The organism is Actinoplanes teichomyceticus ATCC 31121 (genome assembly GCF_003711105.1).
Lineage (GTDB): Bacteria > Actinomycetota > Actinomycetes > Mycobacteriales > Micromonosporaceae > Actinoplanes > Actinoplanes teichomyceticus.
The window spans coordinates 5,231,598-5,250,525 of sequence record NZ_CP023865.1; the positions used below are offsets into that span (position 1 = coordinate 5,231,598).

Here is an 18,928-nt window from a genome sequence, read left to right on the forward strand (position 1 = left end):
CGGCGACCCGGCACGGGCGGCCGCCACCCGAACCGGAGCGATCGCCGCTCGGGCACGGGCGGGCGGCGGCCCGGCCTACCGCCGGAGCGCGGAAGGGCACCGCCCGGCGGAAACCGACAAAGCCGAAGAAGCCGATTTTCCAGCGCGAAAGCCTTTCGCACTGCTGCAATCGGGGGCATGGGACCCCAGCGGGACGACGACCGGAACGGGCCGAGGCCGGCGCGGGCCGGCGTGCACACAGCGCTGCGGGCCTGGCGGGAGAGCCTGGTCGATCTCGGCGAGAACAACCGGCTGATCAACTTCACGGCCGCCCACGCCGACCAGCTTGAGATCACCGCGCCGGAACCGGACCAGGTGGTCACCGCGCTGACCCGGGGCGCCCGCTGCCCGCTGACCGGCCCCGGCGGCGGCGAACCGCCGGACGCCGCGCTGCGCACCGACCTGCCGGAGCGGTCGCTGGGCCCGCTGCTGCGCCGGATGATGCGCCGCGCCCAGCAGGAGCACCTGGACCGCGGCGTCGCCGTGCTGCACCTGGCGCTCGGTCTGCTGCACTGGCGGCTGGCCGAGAACGACGAGGACGCCGACAGCGAGCCGGTCAGCCACGCCAGCCCGCTGCTGCTGCTGCCCGCCGAGTTGCTCCCCGGTGACCTCGGCGAGCACCCCGAGCTGCGGCTGCGCGACGAGGAGCCGGTGCTCAACCCGGCGCTGGCGCTGCGCCTGCGACAGGCCGGGATCGCGATCCCCGCCCTGGAGCCGGGCGCCGAGCTCGACATCGGGCGGTTCTGGTCGCAGGTGACCGACACGGTGGCCCGCCGGCACGGCTGGCACATCGAGCGCGCCGTCATCCTGACCTGCCTCACCTTCCACAAGGAGGCGATCTACCGGGACCTGCTGGAGAACGAGGAGCGCATCCTGGCCCACCCGGTGGTGCGCGCCCTGGCCACCACCGACCCCCGACGGCAGACCGACGCGTTCCGGTTCACCCCGATCCGGCCCGAGGAGGTGGACCGGCTCGCCCCGCCCGAGGACGTGCCGCTGGTGCTGGACGCCGACTCGTCGCAGCGCGCCTGCGTCGCCGCCGCGCTCGCCGGGCACAGCTTCGTGATGGACGGCCCGCCCGGCACCGGCAAGTCGCAGACCGTGGCCAACATGATCGGGGCGCTGCTGCACGCCGGGAAACGGGTGCTGTTCGTCTCGGAGAAGGTGGCCGCGCTCGACGTGGTCCGCAACCGGCTCGCCGAGGCCGGGCTGGACCGCTACATCCTGGAGCTGCACGGCCAGCAGGCCGGCCGGCGCGAGGTCGCGACGCTGCTGGCCGCGGCGGTGGACGAGGTGCCGGAGACGCCCGGCGACGGGCCGGTGGTCGACCGCGGCCTGCTGCGGGAGCGCCGCGAGCGGTTGACCGCCTTCGCGTACGCCATGAACGAGACCCGCCGCCCGCTCGGCGCGAGCCTGCACGAGATCATCGGCCGCTGCGCCGGGCTCTCCGACGCCCCGGCCGCCCCGGTCCCCACGGTCACCCCGGGCTCGCTCACCCCGGACGTGATGCGCCGGGTCCGCGAAGCCACCGACCAACTGGCCCGCTCCTGGCGGGCGATGTGCGACGGCGACGCGCTGCTGTGGCGCGACGTGGCCACCCGCGAGCCGCTGGACCCCGCGCTGAGCCGGGCGGAGAAGGCGCTCGCCGCGCTGGCCCGCTCGGCGCGCATCGCCGACACCGCGGCCCGGGCGTTCGGCCTGGGACGCCCGGACGACGCGGCCACCCTGGCGCGGCTCGCCGAGCACGCCGGCCGGCGGCCCGGACCGGTCGCCGACTCCTGGCTCACCGCCGACGACCTGACCCCGATCCGCCAGGCCGTGCAGCGGCGCAGCGACGAACTGGCCGCCGCGGCCGCGGCCGCCGAGGCGGTCCGGGAGCGTGCCGGGGTGGCCTGGACCGCCCTGCCGTCCCCCGCCGACCTGCCGGTCGTGCCGTCGCTCGACGCCCTGCCCGCGCCGGTCGAGCTCGACACGCTGACCGCGGCCGACGCCGACGACCTGGCCCGCTCCTTCACCACCGCGGCCGAGCAGCTCGACCGGCACCGCCGCGCGGTGGACCGGGTCACCGCCAAGCTGGGCCTCCCCCGGGCGCTGACGATCAGCGACATCTCCCGGGTCGCGGCGGTCGCCGAGCTGGGCACGCGTGCGCACAAGCCGGAGCGGTTCTGGTTCGGCCCGGGGGTGCTGGCCGCCGTGCAGAGCGGGTCGAGCGCGCTGCGCCGGGCGCTGGAGAGCCTGGTCGGGGCGGAGATCCAGGCCCGGCCGTACTTCTCCGAGGCGATCCTCACCCAGCCGGTCGAGGAACTGGCCGAACGCTTCGCCACCGTGCACCACGGGCTGGGCAAGCTGCGCGCGGCGTACCGGCGGGACCGGCGGCAGGTGGCCGGGTTCGTGCTGCCGAGCGCGCACCTGGGCGACGCGATCGACCGGATCGGCACGGCGGTCGCGTGGAAGCGGGCCCGGCAGGAGCTGGCCGCCGCGGAACACGCGTACGCGACCGCGCTGGGCCGGTACTGGCGGGGCCGGGCCACCGACTTCGCGGCCCTGGACGAGGCGATCTCGGTGGCCACGGCGGCGCTCGCGGCGGCCCCGCCGGCCGGGGTGGAGGCGGTGCTCGGCTACATCTGCGCGCCGGCCCCCGACCCGGAGCCGGTGCGGGTGGTCGGCGAGGCACGCGACGCGCTGCTGCGCTGGCAGGCCACGTTGCGCCCGGCGCCGTACCCGGCCGCGCGGCCGGAACTGGTGTCCGGGCCGATCGACGACGCGATCGGCTGGCTGCGCGCGCACATCGGCGCGCTGCACGCGACCGCGGACATCGTACGGGCGTACGACGCGGCGACCGGGCGGACCCTGGACTACGCCGAGACGGTGCGGCTGGCGCAGCTGCGCGCGGCGGCGGCGCGGGCCGAGGCGGCGCTCGGTACCGGTACTCCGGAGGTGCTCGGCGCCGATGGTGAGCCCGGCGCCGATCCGGCCGCCCTGGCCGCGGCGGTCTCCTGGGCCGCGGCGGCCCGCCGGTTCGCCGGCCCGGGCGAGGCGCCGCTCACCGCGGCGCAGGTCGCCGCGCTGCGGGAGCTACGGCCGATCACCGGGCTGGCCGAGCGGGCCCGGGAGTGGGCGGAGGCCAGCCGGGCGGTGCTGGCCGGGTTCGGCCCGGCGCGCCAGGCCGACCTGCGGGACCGTTTCGGCGACTACCGGCGGGCCGCGGCGTTCCTGCGGGACATCCGCGACGACAGCAGCGGCCAGGAGGAGTGGTTCTCCTGCCTGGACGCCCGCGACGTGCTGACCTTCCACGGCCTGGACGCGGCCGTCGAGTTCTGCGCCGACCAGCGGATGGACAGCGCGGACGTGCCGGCGGTGCTGGAACGGGCGCTGTTGCACGGCTGGGTGGACGCGGTGGTCCGGACCGACGGCCGGCTGCGGCCCTGGCGGGGCGTGGACCGCGACCGGCTGGTCGCCGAGTTCCGGCAGGCCGACGAGCGGCTGGCGGCGGTCTCGGCCCGGGAGATCATCATGACGGTTCAGGCCCGCCGGCCGCCGGCCGACAGCACGGCCGCGGCCCTGTTGCGGCGCGAGGCGATGAAGGCCGACCGGCAACTGCCGGTACGCGAGCTGATCGCCCGCGCCCGCGACGTCGTGCTCGCGCTGCGGCCGTGCTTTCTCGCCTCCCCGCTGACGGTGAGCCAGGCGCTGCCCCCGGACATCCGCTTCGACGCGGTGATCTTCGACGAGGCGTCCCAGATCACCCCGGCCGACGCGATCAACTGCATCTACCGCGGCGGCGCCCTGATCACCGCCGGCGACGACCGGCAGCTGCCGCCGACGTCGTTCTTCGACCGGGCGTCGACCACCGCGCCGGACAGCGAGGTGCTCGACTACCAGTCCGTGCTGGAGCTGGCCAAGGCCTGCGGGGCGTTCCCCGGGATGGGGCTGACCTGGCACTACCGCAGCCGGCACCAGGCCCTCGTGGCGTTCGCCAACGACGCGTTCTACCAGGGCCGGCTGAGCACCTTCCCGGCCCCGGGCGGCAGCGGGCCGGACACCGGCGTCGAGATGTTCCCGGTGGCCGGCGTCTACCGGCGCAGCACCAGCCGGGACAACCCGGTGGAGGCGGAACGGGTCGCCGAGCGGATCGTGCACCACTTCACCACCCGGCCCGGGCACACCCTGGGCGTGGTCACCTTCTCGGTGGCGCAGGCCGAGGCGATCGAGCGGGCCCTGGAGGCGATCGCCGCCGGGCATCCGGCCCTGCAACGCGCGGTCACCGACGACCGCCTGCACGGGTTCTTCGTGAAGAGCCTGGAGGCGGTGCAGGGCGACGAGCGTGACGTGATGATCTTCTCGATCGGGTACGGCTTCGACGAGGCCGGTCGGATCAGCGCGAACTTCGGGGCGCTGAACCGGCCCAACGGCTGGCGGCGGCTGAACGTGGCGATCACCCGCGCCCGGCACCGCGTGGAGATCGTCACCTCGATCCTGTCCCGCGACGTGCCCGAGTCGGAGAACGAGGGGGTCCGGCAGCTCGCCGCCTACCTCGACTACGTGGAACGCGGCGCCGGGGACACCAGCCTGGACCTGACCGACGCGCCCGGCGAGTTCGTCGAGTCGGTGGTGGAGACCATCCGGTCGTGGGGATACCCGGCCCGGACCGGTCTGGGCACCGCCGGCGGCCGGGTGGACATCGCGATCCGCCACCCCGACGACCCGTCCGGCGACTACCTGCTCGGGGTGCGCTGCGACGGCCCGGGGTACCGCGACTGCCCGGCGGCGCGGGACCGCGACCGGCTCACCGACCAGGTGCTGGCCGACCTGGGGTGGCGGTTGCACCGGGCGTGGGCGCTGGCCTGGTACCGCGACCGGGCGGGCGAGGAGGCCCGGCTGCGGGCCGCGCTGGAACGGGCCGCGGCGGCCCGGCCGGGGCGTACCGGCTCGGTGGAGGGGCCGGCCGCGGAGCGTGCGCCCGGCGCCCGGCCCCGGGTGCTGCGCGCCGCCCCGGCCCGCAAGTGAGCCGGGGCGGTCAGGTGGTGCCGATCAGTCCTGCCGGCGCGGCCCGGTCGCCGGCCGCGCAGAGCTCGGCCAGGCGGGCCACCACCACCGCGGTGTCCGCGCCGGCGTCCAGCGACCGCAGCAGGGCCGGGTTCAGCGGCGGGACCTGGACGTGCGAGACCAGCGGGTGGAACGGGCGGTGGTCCACCTCACCGGCGCCGAACAGCGTCTCGGTCAGCTTCTCACCCGGGCGCAGGCCGGTGAACTCGATCGGCACCGGTTTGTGCGACAGCGCGACCATCTGCCGCGCCACCTCGGCGATCCGGACCGGGGCGCCCATCTGCAGGACCAGCGCCTCGCCGTCGAGCCCGATCGCGGCCGCCTGGATGACCAGGTGGACCGCCTCCTGGATGGTCATGAAGTAGCGGGTCACGTCCGGGTGGGTGACGGTGACCGGCCCGCCCTCGGCGATCTGCGTGCTGAACGTGGTGAACACCGATCCGCGGCTGCCCAGCACGTTGCCGAAGCGGACGCTGAGGAACGTGCCCGGCCGGCGGCGCGCCGTCCACGCGGTGAGCCGCTCGGTGATCCGCTTGGAGTAGCCGAGCACGCTGGTCGGGTCCGCGGCCTTGTCGGTGGAGATGTTGACGAACCGCTCCACCGACTCGGCCGCTTCCAGGACGTTGAGGGTGCCGACGACGTTGGTCTTCACCGCCTCGGCCGGGTGCCGCTGCAGCAGCGCGAGGTGCTTGAGCGCGGCGGCGTGGAACACCACCTGGGGGCGGCGGGTACGGAAGATCTCCCGGATCCGGGGCCCGTCGCGCAGGTCGGCGAGGATCACCGCCGGGTCGTCCAGCCGGGCGTGCGGGTCGATGGACAGCTGGACGGCCAGCAGCGACGTCTCGTCGCGGTCGAGCATCATCAGCTCGGCCGGCCGGAAGTGGTGGATCTGCCGGCACAGCTCGGAACCGATCGACCCGCCGGCGCCGGTTACCAGGATCCGCTTGCCGGTCAGGCAGCCGCCGATCGCGGTCAGGTCGGTGTCGATCTGGTGCCGGCCGAGCAGGTCGGTGACCTGCACCTCGCGGATGTCGGCCACCTCGACCGGGTGGTCCATCAGCTCGCTGACCGACGGCACCACCTTGAACTGGGCGCCGGCCGCCAGGGTCCGGTCCCGGATGTCGCGGACCAGCGCCGCCTCGGCGTTGGCGACCGCGAAGACCAGCAGTTCGGCGCCGGTGGCGGCGAGCGCGCCGGGGATGTCGTCGCGGGTGCCGAGCACCGGCACGCCGAGGATGCGCAGCCGGCGCTTGCCCGGGTCGTCGTCGATCAGGCCGGCCGGCAGGTACCGGCCGTTCGGGTCGTGCAGCATCGAGTCGAGCAGCTTGGCGGCGGCCGCACCGGCGCCGAAGAGGATCACCGGCGCGGCGGCGCGCACGTCCGGGCGCTGACGGCGGGCCAGCTGGACACGCCGGGCGTAGCGGGCGCCGAGCATCAGGGTGAGGGCGGCCGCGCCGGCCAGGGCGGGCAGGCCGGGCGGGACCGGCCGGCGGGACAGCAGCAGCACGATCGCGGTGAGCGCGAGGGTCACCGCGGCGGTGGTGGACGCGACCGCGCGTACCTCGTCGAAGGCGGCGAACCGGTACCGCCCGCGGTACAGCTGCCGGGTGTGACCGATCGCCGCCTGCAGCAGCACGGCCAGCACGACCGCGGTCAGCGCGCCGTTCAGCTCGCGCCGGCCGGGGGCGAAGTCGTAGCGGGCGAGGACGGCCGCGAGCAGCCCGGCGGACCACGCGGCGCCGTCGACCAGCAGCGGCAGCAGCCGCGCGCCCCTCATGCCGGGCAGCGTAGCAGGGCAAATGCTCAGCAAGCAGACTTTTCCGATACCACGGAAGCGCCCCGGACATCGCCATATCGTGGCGGGTAGCCACGGAACGGGGAGGTGTGGGTGGGCCTACGCGATTACCTCCGTGTCGCCCGAAGGCATTGGTGGTTGCTGGTGACCTCGGTCGTCGTCGCGCTCGGCGTCGCTCTCGTCGTGAACCTGCAGATGACCCCGGTGTACGCCGCCCGGGTCACGTTCTTCTTCTCCACGCCGATCGCCGGCGCCTCCGATCTCTACCCCGCCAGCATGTTCAACGTGAGCCGCCTGGCGACCTACGCCCGGCTGCTGACCAGCGACGAGGTGGCCACCCCGCTGGCCGGCACCCCGGGCATCGACATGGACGAGCAGGAGGTCCGGGACGCGATCTCCTCGGAGACCGTCGCCGACACGGTGATGATGGAGGTCAGCGTGGAGGACCGGGACCGCAACCGGGCGCTGCTGCTACTCACCCGGCTGACCGCGCGGTTCGAGAGCGCGGTGGAGAGCCTGGAGCGCTCCGCGCCCGGCGAGCCGTCGACCGTGAAGGTCACCGTGGTGTCCGGTCCGGGCCTGGACGAGGATCCGGTCGCCCCGGACGCGCTGAACAACTTCGCCCTGGCCACGGTCGTCGGCCTGGTCGTCGGCGCGGTCGCCTCGGTGGGCCGGGAGGTGGCCGACGACACCGTACGCACCGCGGAGGCGCTGCAGGTGCTGACCTCGGCGCCGGTGCTGGCCCGGGTGCCGATGGACTCCGGCAGACCGGCCCGCCCCGGCCCGTTCGTGTCGGTGAGCACGTCGGCGCGGACCGAGGCGCTGCGCGAGGTGCGTACCCAGGTGCAGTGCGCGGCCGCCGCGAACTCGGTGAAGACGCTGGCCGTGACCAGCGCGGTGCCCGGCGAGGGCCGTTCGGCCACCGCCTGCGGGCTGGCGCTGCTGTTCGCCGAGGCCGGGCAGCGGGTCCTGATCGTCGACGCCGAGCTGCGCCGCCCCCGGCTGGCCGCCTTCCTCGGGCAGGAGGAGTCGGCCGGGCTGAGCGCGGTGCTGGACGGCACGGCCACGCTGGAGCAGGTGCTGCAACCGTGGGGCGCCGGGCTGTGGTTGCTGGCCGGCGGGCGCACCCCGCGCAACCCGAGCGAGCTGCTCAGCTCGCCGCGGATGACCGAGCTGGTCGACGACGTACGCAAGCGGTTCGATGTGGTGATCTTCGACTGCCCGCCGCTGCTGCCGGTCACCGACGCCGCCGTGGTGGCCGCCCACACCGACGGCACGCTGCTCGTGGTGCGCGCCCGGCGCACCACGTCGGCCCAGGTCACCGCCGCGGTCCGGACGCTGCACGCGGTCAACGCCACGCTGCTGGGCGGCGTGCTGAACATGGTCGCCCGCAAGGGCCCGGACGCGGTGCCCACCTTCGAGTCGTACGTGGCCGGCCCGGGCACGCCGCCGCAGCGGGGCCGGGGATGGCGGATGCAGGCGGTGGCCGGATGAGCGTACGCCGCCCGGGCGGCACGGGACACGACCACGACCGGGGCGCCCGCGCCCGCCCCATCCCTGGGAAGGCACTGATGGAAGCTCCGTACGTCAGCATCGTGGTCCCCTGCTGGAACGAGGGCCGCTTCGTCGGCAGGTTCCTCGACTCGGTGAAGGCGCAGACCTACCCGGCCGACCGGGTGGAGATCCTGCTGGTCGACGGCATGAGCGCGGACGGCACCCGGGCGATCGTGCGTGAGCACGCGCTGCGCGAGCCGAACCTGCGACTGCTGGACAACCCGGGGCACAGCAAGTCGGCGGCGCTCAATCTGGGCATCGCGCACGCCCGCGGCGACGTCATCGTCCGGCTCGACGTGCACGCCGAGTACGCACCCGACTACCTGCTCAAGTGCGTCCAGGGCCTGCTGCGCAACCCGGAGGCGGACAACGTCGGCGGGATCCGCCGCGCGCTGCCGCGCGACGACACCGCGCTGGGCCGGGCCATCGCGGTCGGCACCACCGCCGTGCTGGGCGCGGGCGCCGCCCGGCCGCGCGCCGCCGGGTCCGGCCCGCAGTGGGTGGACACCGTGTTCGGCGGCTGCTACCGGCGCGCGGTGTTCGACCGGATCGGGCTCTTCGACGAGCACCTGGCGCGCGACCAGGACCGGGAGTTCAACCAGCGGCTGCGGGCGGCCGGCGGCAAGGTGCTGCTGCTGCCCGACGTCACCTGCACGTACTACGCGCGCAGCGACCTCCGCGAGTTCTGCTCGTGGACGTTCGAGGCGGGCTACTGGCCGTTCCGGGCCAGCCGGGCGGTCGGTCGCTGGATCGGCTCGTGGCGCAACGTCGTACCCCTGGGGTTCGTCCTGTCGGTGGCCGCCGGCGCCGCCGCCGCGCCACGGGTGCGGACCGCCCGGCGGCTCACCACCGCGGTGCTGGGCGGGTACGCCGCCGCGGCGCTGGCCACGGCCGGGCGGCTGGCCCGGCGCCAGCACGACCCCGCACTGCTGGCCGTGCTGCCGGTGATCTTCGTGACCACGCACGTCGTCTACGCCGCCGGTTCGGCGTGGGGCCTGCTCGACCCGGCGGCGCGGCGCCGATGAGCACCGGGATCGCCCGGCGGCCGGCGGCCGGGGACCGCGCGTCCATCCGGCGGGCCGGCACGCCGCCCGCCGCCCCGGCGAATGCCCGTCGGTGAATGGCCCGCACCTCCGGTCGCTGCTGCGGAGCGTTCCCGCCGCGGTACGCCAGGACTACGCCGCCACGCTCGCCGTGCAGTGGCTGGTGCTGGGCGCCGGGCTGTACCTGTTCCACCTGGTCGCGCAGCGCGGCAGTGTCGGCGGCTTCGCGTACTACCAGATCGCCCGGGGCGTGGTCAGCACGTTCCAGCCGGTCCTGCTGCTCGGGCTCGGCCTGGGCCTGCAGCGCTACCTGCCGCGCACCGAGCACACCACCCGCCGGCTCGCCCGGCACGCGCTCTACACCGAGACCGCGCTGGTCGTCGTGGCCGGCCTGACCGGCGCCGCGGCCGGGCAGTGGATCGCCGCCCGGCTGGGCCTGTCCGGCGGGCGGCTGGCGGTGGTCGCGATCGTGGTGATGCTGGGCGGCAACTGCCTGTGCACCGTGGCGCTGGCCGCCCTGCGCGGCAACCAGCAGGTCCTCGACGCCAATCTGACCTACGGGCTGGGGCTCGGGCTGATGCCGCTGGTCGGGTACTTCGCCGCGGAACGGATCGAGGACTTCCTGATCGTGCAGGGCGTCGGGGCGGCGGCGATCGGGGTGTGGGGGATGCTGGTGGTCCGTCGCCGCCCGCCGGCCGTCGCCGGGACGGCCGAGCCGACGCTGCGGACCCTCCTCGCGTACGGCGTCCGCCGGATGCCCGGGGAGGTGGCGTTGCCCGCCCTCTACACGTTCCCCACCTTCGCCGTGGCCGTGGCGTTGCCCGGCGGGCCGGAGGCCGGGTACGTCGGGTTCGCCACCTCCGCGGTCACCCTGATCTGCTCGTTCTTCAGCATGCTCACCCCGGTGCTGCTGCCCCGGCTGAGCCGGTTGTTCCACCGCGCGGGCGAGGACACCGGGGTCCGGCGGGTGCTGACCGCGTTGCCGGTGCTGGCCGCCATGCTCGCCGTGGTCCCGACGCTGATCATCGTCGGATTCGCGCCGGCCCTGGTGCACGGGTTCCTCGGCGCGGAGTTCTCGGCGGCGGTCCCGGTGCTGCGGGCCGGGGTGCTGGCGGCGATCCCGCTGGCCATGTTCTACGCCGCGCGGCCGACGATGGAGGCCCTGCTGAAGGCCAAGTTCATGAGCCGGCTGCTGGTCGCGTGCCTCGCCCTGGAGGTGGTGATGACGTGGATCGGGACCATGTTCCTCACGCCCGGGTACGCGGCGGTGCTGGGCCTGGTGACGGCGACCGCGGCGCTGGGGGTGGACGCGGCCGGCCTGACCGCGTACGCCGTACGCCGATGAGCCCGCGCCGCCCGGGACTGGTCGTCCTGGTCGCGTTCGTGGCGGCGCTGGCCGGGCGCTTCACGCTGGTGCGCGTCGGGCTGGACGTGCCGGTGGTCAACGACGTACGGGTGCCGCTCTTCCTGGTCCTGCTGCTGTGCCTGGCGCTGGAGACGCACCGCAGCGGCCCCCACCCGGCCGCCGGCGGCTACGCCCTGCTGGGCGTCGCCGCCCTGCTCGCCTACCAGGGGATCTCCGTGCTGTGGGCGCCGCCGGGCGCGGTGACCGGCCCGGCCGTCGGCGACCTGTGCGCGATCGCCGGGCTGCTGCTGGTCTACTTCACCCTGGCCGCCTGGGACCGGGACGGGGTCACCGCGGTCACCCTCACCCTGTTCCACGTGGCGGCCTGGGTGTACTTCCTGGCCGCCGCGACCGGCCGGGGACACGCCTCGAACGGGCGGTGGGCGGCGCTCGGCGGCGGCCCCAACGTGTTCGTCCGGATCATGGTCCTCGGGGCGATCACCTCGCTCTACCTCTACCTGCGCAACGGCGAGCGGCTGATCTGGCTGGTCCCGATCCCGGCGTTCCTGTTCGGGGCGGTCGCGTCCGGCTCCCGCGGCGGCATGGCCGCGCTCGGCATCACGGTCACGGTCGCGCTGCTCGCCATCCGGCCGCGGCTGGACTTCGCCCGGCTGGCCAAGCCGCTCGCCCTGCTCGCGGTGGTCGCCGCGGTGCTGGTGATCACCGTGGGGCCGCTGATCGCCGGCTACGTCCAGCAGCGGTTCATCGAGGCGACCCTCGGGCAGGGGTACGCGTCGCAGCGCGACGTGCTGTTCCAGATGGCGTTACGGATCTTCCTGCAGCGGCCCATCCTCGGCACCGGGCTCAACGGCTTCAACGCCGTCGCCAACCTCGGCTTCGGCGAGCGGTACGTGCACAACCTGCCGCTGTCGATGGCCGCCGAGGGCGGTTTCGTCGGGCTGGCGCTGCTGTTGCTGGCCTGGCTCTGCCTGTGGTACGCGTACCGGAGCGTGCCGGTGCGCGAGCGCAGCCTGGAGGCCCGGACCGCGGCCTACTGCGGCATCTTCATCGGCGCCGCCAGCCTGTTCTCCGGGGACTACTACGACGCCCGGCTGATGTGGATCCTGCTGCTGCTCGCGGCGGTACGGCCGGCGCCGGCGCCGGCCGGGGCGGTGACCCGGCCCCTCGCCCGGGGAGCCGCGGCCCGCCACGTCAGGCCGGGTTCCGGGGGTGCCGGGCCCGGGCCGCCCGGGCACTGAGCACGGCCGCCGCGATCAGCGCGACGCCCGGGCGGCCGGCTCAGCCGGTGGCCCAGGACGGGGAGTACCCGATCAGCATGGCCACCGCCGCCGCGGCGAGCGCCACCGCGAGCCCGACCAGCATCCCGATGCCGGCCGGTTTGAACCGTGGGTTGTTCACCAGGAAGGCGCCGACCGAAGCGGTGATCGGCGAGATGCAGCAGCCGCCGGTGCCGTAGAAGTACATCCACTGGCGCGGGTCGTCGTCGGTCGCGCTCCACAACCAGGTCGCGGCGAACAGGCCCAGACCGACGTGCACCGCGAGTACGAGACAGGCGACCAGCACCGCCATTGATCCCTTAGCCACACCGGAACGTTAGCCGTACCCGTCCCGGCCGGCACGTGGGTGGGGGTACGAATTCCCTACCGGTATCCCCGCGAACCACCCCGAAGCCGACAATCCCCGGGTTGCCGTGGCGCACGGCGGACCCGTCCCGCGCTCCCCGCCTCATCGACGGCCCGCGGACGCGACCGCCCCGGTCAGCACCCGCTCGAAGTCCCGGAACAGCAGATCGCGGTCGAAGCGGTCGCGGGCCAGCGCGCCCGCCGCCGCCCGCGCCGCCGCGCCGGCCGTACGGTCCCGCACGAAGCCGGCCACCGCGGCCGCGGCGCCCGCGGGATCGCCCGGCGGCAGAACCAGGCCGGCGCCGGTCTCGGCGATCAGCTCGGCGATCCACCCGCCGTGGTTGACCGCGACCGGACGCCCGGCGGCGAACGCGTCGAAGACCTTGTTCGGCGAGTTGTTGCCCAGCTCGGGAAGGTCCAGGAACACCGAGACGGCCAGGTCGCAGGCCCCGAAGAAGGCCACCACCTCGGCCTTGCTGACCGGCCCGAGCAGGAACAGGTTCCGCTCCAGCACGCCCAGCTCGGCGGCCAGGGCCCGGATCCGGTCGCGCATCCCGCCGTCGCCGAGGATCACCACCCGCACCTCGGGATCCGTCTCGGCCAGCGCGGCGGCCATCCGGACCAGATAGTCCACGCCGTTGGCCAGCCCGAGCGTCCCGGCGTACAGCACCAGCGGCCGGTCCGCCAGCCACGGCGTGTCCCGGCGCAACGCCGCACCGGTGCGGTCGGCGTCGGCGAACAGCGCCCGGTCACAACTGTTGGGCACGACGGTGACCGCGACGTCGGCGAACCGGCGCCGGATGCTGCCGGCCATGCCCGGGGACAGCGCGATGACGTGGGCCGCCCGGTGGTACGCCCACGCCTCCAGCCGCCGGGCGGCCCAGCGACTGACCGGCGAGCGGAGCGCGCCCACCGCGATCGGCAGCTCCGGCCACACGTCGCGCACCTCCAGCACCATCGGCACCCGCCGGCGCAGCGCCGCGTACGCGCCGGGGATAGCGACCGTCAGCGGCGTGCTGGTCGCAAAGACCAGATCGTGCCGCAGGCGCCCGGCCACCACGGCCGACCGCCGTACGAAGCCGAGGAACGCCCACAGCCGGCGGCGGTAGCTCATCGCGTTGTCGTACGGCACCGGGAGCCAGTGCACCACGATGCCCGCCTCGGTGCTGGTGCGGGCCCGGTCGCCGGCCGGCGCACCGGTGATCATGTGCACCTCGTGGCCGCGCTCGACCAGGCGCCGGGCGAACTCGTAGGACCGCGTTCCGCCGGCCATGCCGGGTGTCTTGAAGTACTGATGGATATACGTGATCCGCACCAAGTTACGATAATCCGTTCAATCCGGACCAGGCTCCGGCTTGCCCGCACCCGCACCGCCGGGACACCGGGGCCGGCACACAGTCCGCGCCTGCGCCGCGGAAACCCGGCGCCCGCCGGGGCCGGCGCGCGGTCCGCAGCTACGCCGCGGGCACACCCTTGACCGTCCGTCCCGCGCTCACATCGCGCACGACGCAGGCATTGGCGCCCACCGTGGAGCGGTCGCCGACGGCCCGGCCCTGGAGCACCGAGGCGTTGGTGCCGATCAGCGCCTCCCGGCCGATGCGGCAGTCGCCGGAGACCGCCGCCAGCGGATTCACCTGCACACACTCGCCCAGGACCGCATCATGGCCGACCGTCGCATTCTGGTTGACGTGCACGTGCCGGCCCAGGGTCACGTTCGTGGTGATCCGGGCGCCGGCGAAGACCACCACACCGGCGGCCAGGCGGCTGTCCGGGCCGACCGTCGCCGCCGGGTGCACGAGCCGGGCCGCCGGCCTGCCCAGCGGGTCGAGCCGGGCGACGACGCCGGCACGCACCCGCGGATCGCCGATGCCGACGACATAGTGCGCGTCCAGCTCGGCCAGCAGCGCGCTCGGCCCCAGCCAGGCGGCGCCCAGACGGCCGAGGCTACCGAGATTGGCCTCGGCCGGCGCGTCGTCGAGGAAGCCCAGGACCTGCCAGCGGTCACCGCCCGCGGCGTTGACGGCCGCGACGATGCCGAAGATCTCCCGGCCGTGGCCCCCGCACCCGACGATCACCACCGGCTCAGGCACTGTCCGGCTCCGTCCCGCCGGGCTGCGGCGTACCGGTGAACTCGGGCATCGTCGGCTCGCCCGGGGCCGCGATGCCCTCCCGGCGCACCAGGATCAGGCCGGTCCGCGCCAGGATCCGCATGTTCAGCGCCAGCGACCGGTGATCGACGTACCAGACGTCCAGCGCCAGCCGGTCCGCCCAGCTCAGCGCGTTGCGCCCGCGCACCTGCGCGAGTCCGGTCACGCCCGGTCGCACCAGGTGCCGGCGGGCCTGTTCCGGGGTGTACAGATCCAGGTAGTGCATGAGCAACGGCCGGGGCCCGACCAGGCTCATCTCGCCGCGCAGCACGTTCCACATCGTCGGCAGCTCGTCCAGGCTGGTCGCGCGCAGCACGCGGCCCAGGCCGGTGAGCCGCTGGCCGTCGGTGACCAGACCGCGCCGCTCGTCCACGTCCCGCATGGTGCGGAACTTGACCAGGGTGAACGGCCGGCCGTACCGGCCCGGCCGCGGCTGGCGGAACAGCACCGGACGGCCGAGCCCGGCCGCGACCACCGCGGCGACCACGAGCAGCAGCGGCGACAGGACCACCAGGACGGCGGCGGCCACGACGATGTCGATCGCGCGTTGCACGACGTCGGTGACGCGGGCCGCCCGGCTCACCGTCCGCCGTCCAGGAACTCCGCGATGTCGTCGAGCACCCCGCGCACCTGCGCCTCATCCAGCGCGGAGCCGCTGGGCAGCAGCAGGCCGTTGCCGAACAGGTGCTCCGCGGCGCCGCGGAGGGCGGCACGGGCGCCCGCGAAGGCCGGCTGCAGGTGCATGGGCTTGAAGATCGGCCGCGTCTCCACGTTGCGGGCCGCCAGGTGCGCGGCCAGCTCACCGGCCCGCCAGCCGGTCCGCCCCGGATCGACGACGATGCTGGTGAGCCAGCAGTTCGACGCCGGGGCGCCGGCCCCCAGCAGGCACACGCCGTCGACGTCGGCGAAGAGTTTGGCGTACGCGTCGCGCAGCGCCCGGCGGCGCTCGATCATCTCGTCCAGCCGGCGCAGCTGCGCCCGGCCCAGCGCGGCCAGCAGATTGCTCAACCGGTAGTTGAAGCCGGTCTCGTCATGCTCGTAGTGCGACACCGGCAGCCGTGCCTGGCCGGCCAGATGACGTGCCCGCCGCGCCAGCCCGGCGTCGGCGGTGAGCAGCATGCCGCCACCGGAGGTGGTCATGACCTTGTTGCCGTTGAACGACAGCGCCGCCGCCCGGCCGAACGAGCCGGCCGGCCGGCCCTGGCGCACGGCGCCGAGCGACTCCGCGGCGTCCTCGATCACCGGGATGCCGTACCGGTCGGCGAGCGGAACGATCCGCTCGTAGTCGGCACAACTGCCGAACAGGTCCACGGCCAGCACCGCCCGCACCCGGGCCCCCTCGGCGCGCAGGTCGGCGAGCAGGCCGGACAGCAGGTCGGCGTCGAGGTTGCCGGTGGTCACGTCGCAGTCGGCGAAGATCGGTGTCGCACCGGTGTAGACGACCGCGTTGGCCGTGGCCACGAATGTGAGGGTGGGCACGACCACGACATCGCCCGGGCCGGCGCCGATCCCGAGCAGCGCCAGATGCAGCGCGGCGGTGCCGGAGTTGACGGCGACCGCGTGCGGCACCCCGACCCGGTCGGCGATCTCCCGTTCGAACAGGTCGAGGTCCGGACCCGCCGGTGCGACCCAGCCGGAACGCATGGCCGCCATGACGTACTCCTGCTCCAGGCGGCCGACATCGGGCGCGGACAGCAGCACGGCGTGCTTATCGGCAACCATCCCCCACCGCCCATAGCTGCGCGTCACCGTGCCCGGACCGGCACAGGGGGGATGCGTTCGGCGTGGCGGGGCAACAGCTCGACGTCCTCTTCGCCTGCCATGCTAGCCCGCGCCGGTTGCCACCGGCGCAAGTCCCGCGGCAGCGCAGGGCGCGGCCCGGCGGTCCGCCGGAGACCGCGGACGTGGGGAAAAGGGCCGGCGGAGACCACGGGTATGGGGAACCAACCGCCGCCCGAGACCGCGGACGGCGAGGGGCGGCGGGCCGCCAGAGACGGCGGACGGCGAGGGGCGACGGGCCGCCAGAGACGGCGGACGGCGAGGGGCGACGGGCCGCCAGAGACGGCGGACGGCGAGGGGCCGTCAGAGACGGCGGATCACCGAGACGACCTTGCCCAGGATGACCGCCTCGTCGCCGGGGATCACCGTGTAGGCCGGGTTCTGCGGGATCAGCTCGACGCGCCCGTTGCGCCGCTGGAACGTCTTGACCGTGGCCTCGCCGTCGATCATGGCGGCGACGATCTCGCCGTTCTCCGCGACCGGTTGCTGGCGGACCACGACCACGTCGCCGTCGCAGATGGCCGCGTCGATCATGGAGTCGCCCTTGACGGTGAGGGCGAACAGGGTGCCGTGCCCGACCATCCCGGTGGAGACCGTCAGGTGGTCCGCGACGTGCTCCTCGGCCAGGATCGGCGCGCCGGCGGCGATCTGGCCGAGCAGCGGGATGGTGACCGCCGGATCCGGCGTGACCGGCTCGCGCACGTCGACGGCGCGGGACCCGTGCGGCTGCCGTCGCAGCAGCCCGTGCCGCTCCAGCACCTTGAGGTGATGTGCCACCGAGGACGGCGAGACCAGACCGACCGCCGCCCCGATCTCGCGCACGGTGGGCGGGAAGCCGCGCTCCCGCACCGATTCGCGGATCACCGCGAGGATGCGCTGCTGCTTGGCGGTAATCCGCGGCGGGGACTCGCCGTCACCGGCATCGACGCTCATGTCGGCACCCTACCGCATGATTAGATCAAATGTACGAATCGCGGCCGGAACCGCCCGATCGGACGAGCCTCCCGGGGCCCCCGGGAACGCTGCCCGGCAACCGCGCCCCACCCGCGGGCGGGCCACTCGCGCCCCGCCGGCACGCTGCCGGCAACCGCGCCCCACCCCCACCCCGCCGGCACGCTGCCGGCAACCGCGCCCCCGCCCCCACCCCGCCGGCACGCTGCCGGCAACCGCGCCCCCGCCCCCGCCCGCGGGCGCGCACCCGCGCCCCGCCGTCACGCCTGCGGCAGCCGCGTCTCCGTCCGCGCGGGGTCCTCCCGGGGCAGCAGCAGCGGCGTGGCCAGCAGCGCAACGCCGGCCACCACGATCGCGGCCCGCGGGCCGGTGAGGGCGGCCAGCAGACCCCACAGCGCGGTCAGGCCGGCGACGGTGAGGTTGTTCGTGACCGACCAGGCGGACAGCGTGCGGGCGACCCGATCCGCCGCGGTCCGGTCGAGCCGGTAGGTGGCGATCACCGGGTTGGCCACGCCCATGCAGGTGACCAGGCCGAACTGCACCGCGATGACCAGTCCGAGCCCGGCGGCGCCGGAGCCGACGAAGGCCAGCGGGACCGACCAGCACGCGCGCAGCGTCCCGGCGGCCAGCAGGACCCGGTGCCGCCCGAACCGGGCGACGAGCGGGCCGGCCAGCCGGGAGCCGATCAGGCCGCCGACGCACGGCGCCGCGAAGGCGAGGCCGTACTGCCAGGGCGCGAAGCCGAGCCGGTCGAGCATGAGCACGGCGACCAGCGGCGCGGTCGCCATGATCAGGCCGTTGACCAGCACCGTGTTGAAGAGCAGCGGGCGCAGCTGCGGGTGGGTCAGGAGGTGGCGCCAGCCGTCGAGCAGGTCGCCGGCCCCGCGCCGCCGGCCACCGGTGGCCGCCGGGCGCGGCTCCCGGCCGCCGAGCGCGGCCAGGCCCACCGCCGAGAGCAGGTAGCTGATCGCGTCGACCAGCACGGTCGTCACCGGGCCGAACCGTCCGATCGCGGCGTTGCCGAGCGGTGGCCCGATCATGGTGGCGGTCCACGCGGTGGCCTCGAACCGACTGTTCGCCACGAGCAGGCCGGCCGGCGGCACCAGCGCTTTCAGGTACGCGCCTCCGGCCGCACTGAAGGCGATGTCGGCCGCGGCGGTGACCACCGACACGACCACCAGGTGCGTGAGGGTGAGCCGGCCCAGGGCGTACGCGGCCGGGACACCGGCCAGCGCGGCGAACCGGACCAGGTCCATCGCCACCATCACCGAACGTTTGCGGCACCGCTCCACCCACGGGCCGAGCGGCGCCGCGACGAGCGCACCGGCGGCCGGCCCCACCGCCGCCAGCAGCGACACCTGCACCGGTCCGGCGTGCAGCACCAGGATCGCGATCAACGGGAACGCCCCGAACCCGAGCCACGTGCCGAACGTGCTCACCGTGTACGCCGCCCAGAGCCACCGGAACCGCCGCATCCACCCGTCGCCGGCCACCATGTCCCGCCGCCCTCCCGCCATCCGTGGACAACCTGACGTTGTCCGGTCGGATCCAAACAGGCGGCAACCGTGCGGATCAAACAACCACGA

Annotated in this window: 13 protein-coding genes; 5 read left to right on the top strand and 8 right to left on the bottom strand. The window is 74.9% G+C overall.

Annotation, left to right across the window (positions count from 1 at the left end; genetic code table 11):
- Positions 1–177: 177 nt before the first annotated feature.
- Complete coding sequence (locus ACTEI_RS22995; RefSeq protein WP_122979545.1) at positions 178–5,046, top strand: DUF4011 domain-containing protein; 4,869 nt, start codon at positions 178–180, stop codon at positions 5,044–5,046.
- A gap of 10 nt (positions 5,047–5,056) precedes the next feature.
- On the opposite strand, the gene ACTEI_RS23000 is transcribed toward ACTEI_RS22995, so the two are convergent.
- Positions 5,057–6,862, bottom strand: a complete 1,806-nt coding sequence (locus ACTEI_RS23000) for a polysaccharide biosynthesis protein (RefSeq protein WP_122979546.1) — start codon at positions 6,860–6,862, stop codon at positions 5,057–5,059.
- 162 nt (positions 6,863–7,024) lie between these two features.
- Here ACTEI_RS23000 and ACTEI_RS23005 point away from each other — a divergent pair, with 162 nt between their 5' ends.
- The 4 genes from ACTEI_RS23005 to ACTEI_RS23020 all read left to right on the top strand — a co-directional run bounded on the left by ACTEI_RS23005 (position 7,025) and on the right by ACTEI_RS23020 (position 12,081).
- A complete protein-coding gene (locus ACTEI_RS23005) occupies positions 7,025–8,374 on the top strand; it encodes a tyrosine-protein kinase domain-containing protein (RefSeq protein WP_239082479.1) in 1,350 nt (449 codons plus the stop codon).
- Between the two features lie 77 nt (positions 8,375–8,451).
- Positions 8,452–9,459 carry a glycosyltransferase family 2 protein gene (locus ACTEI_RS23010; RefSeq protein ID WP_122979547.1) on the top strand — a complete coding sequence of 336 codons (1,008 nt, stop codon included), beginning with the start codon at positions 8,452–8,454 and terminating at the stop codon, positions 9,457–9,459.
- A 91-nt stretch (positions 9,460–9,550) separates the two neighbouring features.
- Positions 9,551–10,822, top strand: coding sequence for a lipopolysaccharide biosynthesis protein (locus ACTEI_RS23015; protein ID WP_122979548.1), 1,272 nt, complete (start codon positions 9,551–9,553; stop codon positions 10,820–10,822).
- Entirely contained in the window at positions 10,819–12,081 is a 1,263-nt protein-coding gene (locus ACTEI_RS23020; protein WP_122979549.1) for an O-antigen ligase family protein, read from the top strand. The genes ACTEI_RS23015 and ACTEI_RS23020 overlap by 4 nt, the downstream gene beginning before the upstream one ends.
- A gap of 40 nt (positions 12,082–12,121) precedes the next feature.
- Here ACTEI_RS23020 and ACTEI_RS23025 read toward each other — a convergent pair whose 3' ends face one another.
- The 7 genes from ACTEI_RS23025 to ACTEI_RS23055 all read right to left on the bottom strand — a co-directional run bounded on the left by ACTEI_RS23025 (position 12,122) and on the right by ACTEI_RS23055 (position 18,859).
- A complete protein-coding gene (locus ACTEI_RS23025; RefSeq protein WP_145830892.1) occupies positions 12,122–12,427 on the bottom strand; it encodes a hypothetical protein in 306 nt (101 codons plus the stop codon).
- 141 nt (positions 12,428–12,568) lie between these two features.
- The gene (locus ACTEI_RS23030; protein ID WP_164466052.1) at positions 12,569–13,780 is read right to left on the bottom strand and encodes a glycosyltransferase family 4 protein; all 1,212 of its coding nucleotides are present in this window, start codon (positions 13,778–13,780) and stop codon (positions 12,569–12,571) included.
- 139 nt (positions 13,781–13,919) lie between these two features.
- The gene (locus ACTEI_RS23035) at positions 13,920–14,555 is read right to left on the bottom strand and encodes an acetyltransferase (protein ID WP_164466053.1); all 636 of its coding nucleotides are present in this window, start codon (positions 14,553–14,555) and stop codon (positions 13,920–13,922) included.
- Entirely contained in the window at positions 14,548–15,195 is a 648-nt protein-coding gene (locus tag ACTEI_RS23040; protein ID WP_203723704.1) for a sugar transferase, read from the bottom strand. The genes ACTEI_RS23035 and ACTEI_RS23040 overlap by 8 nt, the downstream gene beginning before the upstream one ends.
- On the bottom strand, positions 15,192–16,334 hold the full coding sequence (locus tag ACTEI_RS23045; protein WP_122979551.1) for a DegT/DnrJ/EryC1/StrS family aminotransferase: 1,143 nt from the start codon (positions 16,332–16,334) through the stop codon (positions 15,192–15,194). Before ACTEI_RS23045 ends, ACTEI_RS23040 begins: the two co-directional genes overlap by 4 nt.
- Before the next feature lie 360 nt (positions 16,335–16,694).
- On the bottom strand, positions 16,695–17,324 hold the full coding sequence (lexA, locus tag ACTEI_RS23050; protein ID WP_122979552.1) for a transcriptional repressor LexA: 630 nt from the start codon (positions 17,322–17,324) through the stop codon (positions 16,695–16,697).
- Positions 17,325–17,602: 278 nt separating this feature from the next.
- Positions 17,603–18,859 carry an MFS transporter gene (locus ACTEI_RS23055; protein ID WP_122979553.1) on the bottom strand — a complete coding sequence of 419 codons (1,257 nt, stop codon included), beginning with the start codon at positions 18,857–18,859 and terminating at the stop codon, positions 17,603–17,605.
- Positions 18,860–18,928 lie beyond the last annotated feature (69 nt).